The sequence below is a fragment of the Cellulophaga lytica DSM 7489 genome (assembly GCF_000190595.1).
In the GTDB taxonomy this organism is placed as follows: Bacteria; Bacteroidota; Bacteroidia; order Flavobacteriales; family Flavobacteriaceae; genus Cellulophaga; species Cellulophaga lytica.
This window is the reverse complement of the sequence record NC_015167.1, coordinates 2,331,320-2,343,280: the sequence shown is the minus strand read 5'-3', so window position 1 is coordinate 2,343,280 and position 11,961 is coordinate 2,331,320. Positions and strand designations below refer to the sequence as shown.

The following is an 11,961-nucleotide window of genomic DNA, read 5'->3' as shown; positions in this document are numbered from 1 at the left end:
TCTTTTTATCTTTTTAAGTATGATGTACTACATTATAATTCCTGCTCACAATGAAGAAGCCTTTATTGCAAAAACACTAGATTCTATTCTTCATCAAACCAAAAAACCAAAACAAGTAGTTATTGTAAATGATAACTCTACAGACACTACCGCGTCTATTATTAATTCTTACGCAAAAAAATACCCAATTTTTAAAATAGTAAACACTACTTCATCTACTAAGCATATGCCTGGCAGTAAAGTTGTAAATGCTTTTAACAAAGGGTTAGCCGTTATAGATTCTAAGTATGACTTTATTGTAAAATTAGATGCAGACATAATTTTACCTAATAATTACTTTGAAGAAATTGCTTCTATATTTATGTCTAATCAAAAAATTGGCATAGCTGGTGGTTTTGCTTACGAAGAAGACAAGGATGGCAACTGGATACTAAACCACCCAATGAACAAGGACCACGTTCGCGGTGCATTTAAGGCATATAGCAAATCTTGTTTTAATAAAATTAATGGCTTACGCAGCGCTATGGGTTGGGATACCGTAGATGAGCTACTAGCACAATACCACAATTTTACAATAGTTACAAACAACAATTTAAAAGTAAAACACCTTAGACCAACGGGTAATGCCTATAATAAACAAGCAAAACTATTACAAGGACAGGCAATGTACCGTATGCGCTATGGTTTTACAATAAGTTGTATTGCTTCTTTAAAAATGGCTTTAAAGCAGAAAAAAGCAGCAGTATTTTTAGACAACTTAACAGGCTATAAAAATGCTAAAAAAGAAAAATTGCCCTTTCTGGTAACACCAGAAGAAGGCAATTTTATTCGTAATCTTCGTTGGAAAAATATTAAACGTAAATTAGTTTAATTCTCTAATACAGCCTCAATAGGTTTTCCTGTTGTACCATTTGGTGATGCTATGCCTAACAATGCAGAAATTGTTGGTGCAATATCTGGTATTTCAGTTGGTGCAACTGTGCTCCCTTGTTTAATTCCTTTTCCAAAAAACAATAAAGGCGCATGAGTATCATAAACCCTAGGAGAACCGTGTGTAGACCCTGTTCTAGAGTAACTTATATAACCAGGCTTTAACACTACTAAAACATCACCAGATCGTTTTTGATTGTATCCATTTTGCAATATGTATGGTATACCTCTTGTGTACTCATTCTGCCACATTTGGTAAGCTGTATAAGCCATATCTACATCACTAAAAGTAAGTAATTCTTGAGCAAAAGCTTCTTGTACTGTTTGCAAATCTAAATCAAGATTAGCAATAACTTTATGGTCTAAAAATATTTGATTATTAGATATATTTTTAATTAAATCCTCAGAACCAAATTTAAATTTAGCCCATTCATTTAACTTAGTAGACATGTCCTTATAATTTACATAACCACCAGGTATTTTACTATCTTTTAAATACGTAGGAACTTGTATAGCTGCATGATCTGCACTTAAAAATACAGTATACTCTCCCTTACCAACTTCTGCATCTAATTCATTAAATAATCTTTCTAAGTCCTGATCTAGACGAATGTAAGTATCTTCAATCTCTTTAGAGTTTACTCCAAATTGATGACCAACATAATCTGTAGAAGAAAAGCTAATTGCTAAAAAATCGGTTATATTATCTTTTCCTAAGTGCTCTCCTTTTAAAGCAGCTATAGCAAAATCTGCAGTTAAACTGTTTCCGTAAGGTGTTGCCTTAATAATATCAAAACCTCTATTTTTATCCCATAAAGCAGGCAAATTATGAGGAAAAGAAGTTGTTGTCTCTCCTTTAAATTTTCCCTCGTAGTTATTTTCATCACTACCGCTTTCTTGGTACGTACTAATATCTTTTAAAGTAGTCCAAGGTTTTTTATATTTTTCTGCTGCGTCTGAAGCATTAAAATTGTTTACCCAAGCAGGTAAACTGTTCATATAGTAAGAGCTTGTAATAAAATTAGCTTCATCTTTACCAACAAACCAATACGCTGCATTAGCCGCGTGGCCACCAGGTAAAACAGCTCCTCTATCTTTTATAGCAACTGCTATTACCTTACCTTTTTTTTGAGTGTGTAAACGCAACTGATCTGTAACAGTTGTAGTTAACATTCTGTGCGGACTCATTTTTCCTTCACTACCGTCAGTACCAACAGAGTTGTAATTACTATCTCCTGCACAATAAACATTTACGCCCAAATTTTTGTCGTACCAATTGTTACCAATTACGCCATGCATAGACGGTGTGGTCCCTGTGTAAACAGATGTATGTCCTGGACCAGTACTTGTAGGTGCATAGTTAAAATGATGATTTTTGGCATTAAAACCTTCATTAACCATACGTTTAAAACCACCTTCTCCATACTGGTTGTAAAAGCGTGTAAGATAATCATACCTCATTTGGTCTACCACAATACCTACAACTAACTTAGGGTTAGATTTTACAGATACAGAAGCTAATTCCTCAACAGTATTTTTATTTTTTCTTTTAGATTTTTTTTGTGCATTAACATTGTCTGTATTTGTAAAAAAACAAACAGCTAATAATGCTACAAATAGACTTCTTTTCATTGCAAATAATTTTATTGATAGCGTAAATGTAAATAAATAAACTTTTAATTTTTTTATTTGGATGTCAAATGAAAGTTAATATTATTATTTTTACAGACAGAAGTCTATTTTATATGAATTACATAGCATCTATTGGTAGTTATTTTATAATGATTAAGGAGGTTTTTAAAAAACCTACAAAGTGGTCTATTATGAAAAAACTTATTTTAAAAGAAATAGACGAATTGGTTTTTGGTTCCTTAGGTATCATTATATTTATTTCGTTTTTTATTGGTGGTGTAGTAACCATACAAACTGCTTTAAACCTTACCAACCCGTTAATACCAGAAAGTTTAATTGGTTTTGCCGCTAGACAATCTGTTATTTTAGAGTTTGCTCCCACGTTTACCTCTATAATAATGGCAGGTAAAGTTGGTTCTTACATTACATCTAGCATAGGCACAATGCGTGTAACAGAACAAATTGACGCCTTAGAGGTTATGGGTGTAAACTCTTTAAATTATTTGGTTTTTCCTAAAATTATAGCATTGCTATTGTACCCATTTGCCATAGCCATTGCAATGTATGTTGGCATTTTTGGAGGTTGGATAGCTGGTGTTTTTGGAGGTTTTACTACAAGCGCAAGTTTTATTGAAGGAATACAGCTAGACTTTATTCCTTACCACGTTACATATGCCTTTATAAAGTCTATAATATTTGCTTTTGTTATAGCTACCATACCATCTTTTCATGGGTATTACATGAAAGGTGGCGCATTAGAAGTTGGTAAAGCAAGTACCACTGCCTTTGTTTGGACAAGTGTTGCTATTATTATTTTAAATTACATATTAACCCAATTATTATTAGGATAATGATAGAAGTAAACAACCTACACAAATCTTTTGGAGAAGCACACATTTTAAAAGGTGTAACTACAGATTTTGAAAAAGGAAAAACAAACTTAATTATTGGGCAAAGTGGTTCTGGTAAAACTGTATTTTTAAAGTGCTTACTAGGCTTATTTACTCCAGATGAAGGCTATATTTGTTACAACGGAGATATTTACAACGATTTATCTGCCGACCAAAAAAGAAACCTAAGACAAGAAATGGGTATGGTTTTTCAAGGAAGTGCCTTGTTTGACTCTCTTACGGTAGAAGGCAACGTAATGTTTCCTTTAGAAATGTTTACCAAACAATCTAAATCTGAAATGCAAGACCGTGTTAATACTGTTTTAAAACGTGTTAACTTAATAGACGCTCACCATAAATATCCTTCAGAAATATCTGGAGGTATGCAAAAAAGGGTTGCAATTGCAAGGGCAATAGTAATGAACCCTAAGTACTTATTTTGTGATGAGCCCAACTCTGGATTAGACCCCAAAACAGCAATATTAATAGATAATCTTATTCAAGAAATTACTCAGGAATACGATATTACTACAATAATTAATACTCATGATATGAACTCTGTTATGGAAATTGGTGAAAAAATACTTTTTCTAAAAAACGGTCATAAAGAATGGGAAGGCACCAATAAAGAAATTTTTAAGACAGACAACGTAGCTGTAACAGATTTTGTGTATTCTTCTGAGTTGTTTAAAAAAGTAAGACAAATGTATATTGAGGAACGTAACTAATTAGCAAGTTCCCTTACTTGAATATTTTTATCTTTTAACCTTAATTTTAACCACTCTGCTATTTTTTTAATATCGGTTTGTTTATCTTTTGATTTTGTTTTAGGCTTCCAATTAATCTCAAAAACAGGAATAGTATCTACCTTTTTAAAGTCTGTACGTATTGTGTAAGAGTAACCTATAGATGCTAAATTTTCGTAATTAGCTTTGGCTTCTGCGCTTACATCATTAAAAGGTATTTGCTTAGATACAATTTTTTGCAATTGAATTAACTCTTTCTCTAACAAAGCAATTTTTTCTTCTTTACCCATTAATTCTGCTTTTTTAGCCTGGTAAAGCTCATCTACATACTTAATTTGGTCTACTTCATTGTTTTTAGAACCTTGTATAATTTTTAACTCTGTATTTTGTAGCTCTTGAAAATCTTCATTTTTTATTTCATTCCAACTTGCAATAATATTATCTGGCACTAGTTCTTCACCCATAAACATTACTTCTATTACAGATTTTTGTTCGTTTTTATTTTTACTAAATATTTTATCAAACAAGGATGTATCACCTCCGTGGTACTCTATATTAGTCAAATTATTTAAATACAAACCATTACCAGAGAATTTATATTTAGCTATATTTTCTGATATAAACTGTTGAGCTTGACTTTTAAACTTAGACTCTTCCCAAGCCTTAAAAAACGTCCAACTAGCAGGTACCATAACTAATATTGCTACTATAGATGCTAATCTACTAATTAATCTACGGCGCTCAGAATTGGCATAACGCACCATAGGAAAACGTAATATTTTTATAACTAAAAATGTTGCTAGCGCTATAAAAATAGTATTAATAATAAACAAATACATTGCACCACTAGCATAGTCCCAATTACCAATTGCCAAACCAAAACCTACAGTACATAAAGGAGGCATTAAAGCAGTTGCAATTGCCACACCAAAAATAACACTAGCTATTGTTCCTTTTTTAGCACGAGCAATAACTAAAGCCAAACCACCAAAAAATGCAATAAGAACATCTCTAATGTCTGGTGCTGTACGGGCTAGGAGCTCTGACGACTCATCTCTTAATGGAAAAAATTTAAAAAATAAAAAGGCGGTAAGTATACTTAATACTACCATTACCCCAAAGTTTTTTAATGAACGGCGTAGCGTATCAATATCATTAATTGCTAATGACAACCCCATACCTAAAATAGGCCCCATTAACGGAGAAATTAACATGGCTCCAATTACTACCGCTGTAGAATTGGCATTTAACCCTATAGATGCTATAAAAATTGAGCAAATTAAAATCCAAGAAGTATGCCCTTTAAAGGGAATATCTGCCACTATAGATTCTCTAGTAGCTTCTTGGTCGGTGTTATTACGAATATCTAGAAGCTCTTTTAAAAACTTTTTAGTAGATCCTAATAAACCCTGAAAATCTTTTTTTACGTTATCTGATGTTTCATTACCAGCTACGTTATTATTCTGCTCTGTATTATTATTCATACACAATGGTATTATTTACCAAACTTGTCTTTTACCTCGTTTAAGATAACTTTTATGTCTTGCTCTTTTTCTTTTGGGCAAATTAATAAAACATCATCTTTATCTACTACAATAAAATCATCTAAACTATCTAAAACTACTACTTTATCATTTTTTGTACGTACAATGTTTCCACTAGCATTACGGTCTAACAATTGCGCACCAACTACAGCATTACTACTTTCGTTTTTATCTAACTTATCATACAAAGATCCCCAAGTACCTAAATCATTCCAGTCAAAAGTTGCGGGCAACACATAAATACTTTTAGAGTGTTCTAATATGGCATAATCTATAGAAATATTTTCTGCTAAAGCATAATTTTTAGCTATAAATTTTTTCTCTTCTGGAGTATTATAAGCTTCTATTCCCGAATTAAACAACTGGTATTGCTCTGGCTGAAACGCTTTAAATGCATCAACTATTGTTTTAACGCTCCACATAAATATACCTGCGTTCCATAAAAAGTTACCTTGGCTAATAAATTCTTTTGCTGTGATATAATCTGGTTTTTCTCTAAACTGATTTACCTTCTTGATTTCTGCAGCAGGATTTTTATCAAACTCTATATATCCAAAACCTGTATTAGGAAATGTTGGTTTTATACCTAATGTACAAAGCACATCTTCATTTTCACACTTAGTAAAACATTGTTTTACGTCATTTTCAAAAGCGTTTTCATCTTCTATCCAATGGTCACTAGGCGCAACAATCATTACTGCATTAGGATTACTTTTTTTAATTTTTAGTGCTGCATATAAAATACAAGGAGCTGTATTACGCATTGCTGGCTCTAAAACTACCTGCTCTTGTGTTAGCATAGGTAATTGCTCCAAAACTAAATCGTTATAACTCTCATTAGTTAACACTAATATGTTTTCTTTTGGAATAAACTTATGTAGTCTATTAAAAGTTTTTTGAATCAATGAAAAGCCAGAGCCTAACATATCATGAAATTGTTTAGGGTATTCTGCCGTACTTACAGGCCAAAACCTTGACCCTATACCGCCTGCCATTATAACTGCGTAATAATTACTGTTCATATGATTAGTCTTTAATAAGTTCTACCTCTGCATTTGGCTGAAAAACATAAGTTCTCCCACTAGAAAGCTCAACACATTCGTATCTCTTTATTTTTTTTGGTCCTTTTTTAAATAGCTTACCATTGTAAATTCTAAATACACTACCAATAGGTAACTCAAAAATATACGTTTTATTTGATACTGGATCAAATTGCTTTAATGCTAACGATAATTTAGCATCAGTATCACTACTTGCCTTTGGGTTTTTAAAATGATTTGCTACAACTGGTAGTACTTTTGTTGGAAAAATTTCTGGTCTAATAAAAGGTAACATCAATGCCTGAAATGTTTTTTTCCACTCTAGGCCGTGTGGTTTTATTCTTCTTCCATACTTTTCAAAAGCGACTAAATGTGCTATTTCATGTACTAAAGTGATTAAAAATCTATATTTATTTAATGATGCATTTACTGTTATTTGATGCTTTCCGTTTGGTAATCTTCTATAATCTCCGTGTCGGGTAATTCTATCTCCAACAATTTTAAGATGCACTGCATTAACTTTTATTAATGAAGCGCAAGGTGTTACAGCCCTTTCAGGTAAGTATTTAAGAAGGATTTTCTCCATATATACAAAAATAACAGATTCTACCTTTTACAGGCGTACACTACAGTATATTTTGTAGTAAAATACAACTTTTCTTCTTATTATTTATTTGATATTCTAATTTTTTAAACAATGTACAACAAAATAAAAACCGCCTATTAGCACTAACAGGCAGTTTTTTACAATTAAATTATTTATAAAGTTATGGTGTACTATTGCTTACTTGCAACAATTTACCATTGTACATTTTATGTCCAGTAAGGGCAAAATTTTGAATATATTCTGCCATTTCTAAAGCAGTAATTGGTGCTTTATAGCCAGGAAAAGCTTCTTCTAGCATTTCTGTTTGCACGGCTCCTAATGCAAGCACATTAAAAGACGGGCCCGTTTCTTTAAACTCTTCTGCCCAAAGCTCTGTTAACGTAACTACGGCTCCTTTACTAGAACTGTATGCAGATAAGCCAGCAAATTTTAAACTACCTTGCACACCACCCATAGAACTGATAGTTACTACGTGTCCGTTTTTTGGCATTTTAGGTATTACCAACTTGGTTATACTTGCTACACCAAAAACATTTACTTTATAAACAACTTCAAAATCTGCTGTTGTAGTTTCTAAAAAGGGTTTATTCGCTAATTTTCCTGCATTATTAATTAATACATCTACCTGTTTCCAGTTTGCAGAAATAAAATCTTCAACTTTTTGTAAATCTTCCTCTGCAGAAATATCAAAAGGAAAAGAAAAAATATTAGGATTTTTAAGGGAGGCTATAGGGTCACTATTCCTGGACAAGGCCAAAACTTGGTGTCCGTTGTTTGCAAATAGCTGTGCCATTTGGTAACCTATACCTCTACTACTACCTGTTATTATAATATTTGCCATTAATTGTATTGTATTTCTTTTGTGTCTGAATTTGCAATGCTTTTTATTATAGGAGCAAATTTATTTATTAAACTAGCCATATGATTAAAGTCCATTACACTTGGCTCATCACCTACTTTGTGGTAATGGTCAAAATTTGTAAAATCAAAAGTAGAATAGGTTTGTGATGGTACATTAAATTCGTTATGAAATGGATAATTATCAGATCTCATAAACAACCTAAAGTCACCTGCTTTTGGTAAAAAACCTGCAATTTTTTCACCAGCGTAAGTATTTGTTACAGATGCCAAGTTAGACTTATTAAACCCTGTTAAATATGCTAAATAATCTTTATTTTGCATAGGAATACCTATCATCTCAAAATTAAGCATAGTGTACAAGTTAAGGTTATCTCCCTTTAATTTTTTTGCCAAATGTTTAGAGCCTAATAAGCCCATTTCCTCAGCAGAAAATAGTGCAAAAATTATGCTCCTTTTGTTAGATTTTGTTTTTCCAAAATAACGAGCAAACTCCATAACTGCAGCAGTACCAGAAGCATTATCATTAGCTCCATTTGCTATTACATCATCGCCATCTGCCTTTGCAGTACCAATATGGTCATAATGAGCTCCTATAATTATAAATTCTTTTTTTAATTTAGGATCATTACCTTCTACAAAACCCACTACATTATAGGCAACACCTTTGCTAGAGTCAAAATTTGATAATGTATCTTTGTACGTTTTAAAAAAAGGCTTTACTCCGTTAGCCTTAAAGTTATTTTCTATAAAAGTAGCTGCTTCTGCTATACCATCTGATCCAGACATACGGCCTTGTAAATCATCAGAAGCTAAAAAGCTAACTATTTTTTTTATATCTACTTCTGTTGCCTCTGTTACAGACTCTTTTACTGCTGTATTCTGAGCAACACTAGAACAAGAAACTACAGCTAATAACCCTAAAAAATAAAACGTCTTTTTCATATTTAATTTATTTAAGCACTAAAGATAAAAAAAGCATCTCATTAATTAATGAGATGCTTTTTAATATAATTTAATACTGTTATAATTATGCAAGCATAGTAACAGGATTTTCAATATAACTTCTTAATGTTTGTAAAAACTGAGCACCAACAGCACCATCTACAGTTCTGTGATCACAAGCTAATGTTAACTTCATTGTATTACCTACTACAATTTCTCCGTTTTTAACAACTGGTTTTTCTACAATTGCACCAACAGATAGTATTGCTGAGTTAGGTTGATTAATTATTGACGTAAACTCTTGTATTCCAAACATACCTAAGTTAGATACTGTAAATGTACTGCCTTCCATTTCTGAAGGAGCAATTTTTTTAGATCTTGCCTTACCTGCTAAGTCTTTTACAGAAGCACCAATAGTTGTTAAACTCATTTGATCTGCAAACTTAAGTACAGGAACAACTAAACCTTCATCTACAGCAACAGCAACACCCATATGAATATGTTTGTTGTAACGTGTTACATCATCTTTCCAAGTTGTATTTACTTGCGGATGTTTTCTTAATGCCATTGCACAGGCTTTTAAAACCATATCATTAAATGATACTTTAGTATCTGGCAAACTATTAATTTGTGCTCTAGATGCTTTAGCGTTATCCATATCTACCTCTATAGTTAGGTAAAAATGTGGCGCTGTAAATTTAGACTGACCAAGAACTTTTGCAATAACCTTACGCATTGAAGAGTTTTTAACATCTTCAAAACCTTCTTCTCCTACAGGTGCATAAATCGCTGGTTGAGGCGTAGCTGACGTTACTGAACTAGAAGAAGCAGTTGTAGAATTAGCAGCCGCAGACGGCTTATAGTTTTCTACATCTTTTTTAATAATTCTTCCGTTATCACCAGAACCAGTTACGTCTGATAAATTTATTCCTTTGTCTGCTGCAATTTTCTTAGCTAATGGAGATGCAAAAATACGTTTACCATCTGTAGCTACATTTTCTACTGGAGCCGACTTTTCTTCTTTTTTAGTTTCTTCTTTTGGAGCCTCAGCTGGTGCACTAGCAGTAGCAGAACCACTACCTGCCTTAAGTACAGCATCTACATCTGTCCCTTCTGGACCAATAATTGCCAAAACTTCATCAACGGGAGAAGATTCTCCTTCTTTTATACCTACATATAATAGAGTACCTGAGTAAAAAGACTCAAACTCCATTGTAGCTTTATCTGTTTCTATTTCTGCAAGAATATCTCCTTCTTCTACTTTATCACCAACCTGTTTTAACCAAGCAGCAACAGTACCCTCTTCCATAGTATCACTAAGGCGTGGCATTTTTACAACCTCTACTCCTTCAGGAATAGCAGCTGTAGAACTTTCTGTTGCAGGCGAAGCAGCATCTTTAGGTTCTTCTTCTTTTTCCTCTGTAGCAGTATTGGCTGAAGCATCACCAGATAATAATCCAGAAATATCTTCACCTTCTTCTCCTATAATAGCTAAAAGAGAATCAACAGGAGCTGTATCTCCTTCTTGAATTCCTATATGCAAAAGAACACCTTCATTAAAAGACTCAAACTCCATTGTAGCCTTATCAGTTTCTATTTCTGCAAGAATATCTCCTTCTTCTACTTTATCACCAACATTTTTAAGCCAAGCAGCAACGGTACCTTCTTCCATGGTATCGCTAAGTCTTGGCATATTTACTATAACTGCCATCTTTTATAATTTATGTTGTACAAATGGAAAATCTTCTTGTTCGTAAACCATATCATATAATTGGTTTACTGGTGGGTAATCAGAACTTTCAGCAAATTCTTCACACTCCTTTACCATACGCTTAACTTCTTTATCTATAGCTGAAATCTCATCATCTGTAGCGTATTTATTTTCTTTTATTACATCTAAAACTTGAGTAATAGGATCTATTTTTTTGTATTCCTCTACTTCTGCTTTAGTTCTGTAGTGTTGTGCATCAGACATAGAGTGTCCTCTGTAACGGTATGTTTTAATTTCTAAAAACGTTGGTCCGCCTCCAGATCTTGCTCTTTCTACAGCCTTACTAACCTCTTCTGCAACAGTTACAGGGTTCATACCTTCTACTGCTTTACAAGGCATTTCATATCCTAAACCAAGTTTCCAAATTTCTGTAGAATGTGATGTTCTTTCTACAGATGTACCCATTGCGTAACCATTGTTTTCACAAATAAAAACAACAGGCAATTGCCAAAGCATAGCTAAGTTAAATGTTTCATGTAAAGATCCTTGCCTTACAGCACCATCTCCCATATAACATAATGTAACAGCATCATTACCAGCGTATTTGTCTCCAAATGCAAGACCAGCTCCTAGAGGAATTTGACCACCAACAATACCGTGACCACCGTAAAAACGGTGTTCTTTAGAAAATATGTGCATAGAACCACCCATCCCTTTAGATGTACCAGTTACTTTACCATAAAGTTCTGCCATTACTTTTTTAGGGTCTACACCCATACCAATAGGTTGTACGTGGTTACGGTAAGCCGTAATCATTTTATCTTTAGTAAGATCCATTGCATGTAACGAGCCAGCTAAAACAGCTTCTTGTCCGTTATACAAGTGTAGAAAACCTCTAACTTTTTGTTGAATATATACTGCAGCAAGTTTATCCTCGAACTTTCTCCAGAATAACATATCCTTGTACCAATTAAGGTAAACTTCTTTGGTTATTTTTTTCATTGAAAACTATTTTAAAAAGTCTGTTTTACAGAATAGCAAAAATACACATTAAATCC

Annotated in this window: 11 protein-coding genes; 3 read left to right on the top strand and 8 right to left on the bottom strand. The window is 32.9% G+C overall.

Annotated elements, in window-relative coordinates; genetic code table 11:
* The first annotated feature begins 19 nt into the window (after positions 1-19).
* Positions 20-871 carry a glycosyltransferase family 2 protein gene (locus CELLY_RS10465; protein WP_013621647.1) on the top strand — a complete coding sequence of 284 codons (852 nt, stop codon included), beginning with the start codon at positions 20-22 and terminating at the stop codon, positions 869-871.
* On the opposite strand, the gene pafA is transcribed toward CELLY_RS10465, so the two are convergent.
* Positions 868-2,562, bottom strand: coding sequence for an alkaline phosphatase PafA (pafA, locus tag CELLY_RS10460; RefSeq protein ID WP_013621646.1), 1,695 nt, complete (start codon positions 2,560-2,562; stop codon positions 868-870). The two genes, CELLY_RS10465 and pafA, sit on opposite strands and share 4 nt — an antisense overlap.
* 113 nt (positions 2,563-2,675) lie before the next feature.
* Between pafA and CELLY_RS10455 the strand changes: the two genes are divergently transcribed.
* Entirely contained in the window at positions 2,676-3,413 is a 738-nt protein-coding gene (locus tag CELLY_RS10455; protein WP_034642898.1) for an MlaE family ABC transporter permease, read from the top strand.
* Positions 3,413-4,180, top strand: a complete 768-nt coding sequence (locus tag CELLY_RS10450) for an ABC transporter ATP-binding protein (protein ID WP_013621644.1) — start codon at positions 3,413-3,415, stop codon at positions 4,178-4,180. The genes CELLY_RS10455 and CELLY_RS10450 overlap by 1 nt, the downstream gene beginning before the upstream one ends.
* Here CELLY_RS10450 and CELLY_RS10445 read toward each other — a convergent pair.
* The 7 genes from CELLY_RS10445 to pdhA form a co-directional block, all read right to left on the bottom strand.
* Positions 4,177-5,682: a DUF389 domain-containing protein gene (locus CELLY_RS10445; protein WP_013621643.1), complete on the bottom strand. Its 1,506-nt coding sequence runs from the start codon at positions 5,680-5,682 to the stop codon at positions 4,177-4,179. The genes CELLY_RS10450 and CELLY_RS10445 overlap by 4 nt on opposite strands.
* A gap of 11 nt (positions 5,683-5,693) precedes the next feature.
* Positions 5,694-6,764, bottom strand: coding sequence for a mannose-1-phosphate guanylyltransferase (locus CELLY_RS10440; RefSeq protein ID WP_013621642.1), 1,071 nt, complete (start codon positions 6,762-6,764; stop codon positions 5,694-5,696).
* Between the two features lie 4 nt (positions 6,765-6,768).
* The gene (locus tag CELLY_RS10435; protein WP_013621641.1) at positions 6,769-7,368 is read right to left on the bottom strand and encodes a SprT-like domain-containing protein; all 600 of its coding nucleotides are present in this window, start codon (positions 7,366-7,368) and stop codon (positions 6,769-6,771) included.
* 181 nt (positions 7,369-7,549) lie between these two features.
* Positions 7,550-8,230, bottom strand: a complete 681-nt coding sequence (locus CELLY_RS10430) for an SDR family NAD(P)-dependent oxidoreductase (protein WP_013621640.1) — start codon at positions 8,228-8,230, stop codon at positions 7,550-7,552.
* Positions 8,230-9,192 carry a M28 family metallopeptidase gene (locus tag CELLY_RS10425; RefSeq protein ID WP_013621639.1) on the bottom strand — a complete coding sequence of 321 codons (963 nt, stop codon included), beginning with the start codon at positions 9,190-9,192 and terminating at the stop codon, positions 8,230-8,232. The genes CELLY_RS10430 and CELLY_RS10425 overlap by 1 nt, the downstream gene beginning before the upstream one ends.
* Before the next feature lie 85 nt (positions 9,193-9,277).
* Positions 9,278-10,903 (bottom strand): pyruvate dehydrogenase complex dihydrolipoamide acetyltransferase, encoded by a 1,626-nt coding sequence (locus tag CELLY_RS10420; protein WP_013621638.1) that lies wholly within the window; start codon positions 10,901-10,903, stop codon positions 9,278-9,280.
* A 3-nt stretch (positions 10,904-10,906) separates the two neighbouring features.
* Positions 10,907-11,905 carry a pyruvate dehydrogenase (acetyl-transferring) E1 component subunit alpha gene (gene pdhA, locus CELLY_RS10415; protein WP_013621637.1) on the bottom strand — a complete coding sequence of 333 codons (999 nt, stop codon included), beginning with the start codon at positions 11,903-11,905 and terminating at the stop codon, positions 10,907-10,909.
* Positions 11,906-11,961 lie beyond the last annotated feature (56 nt).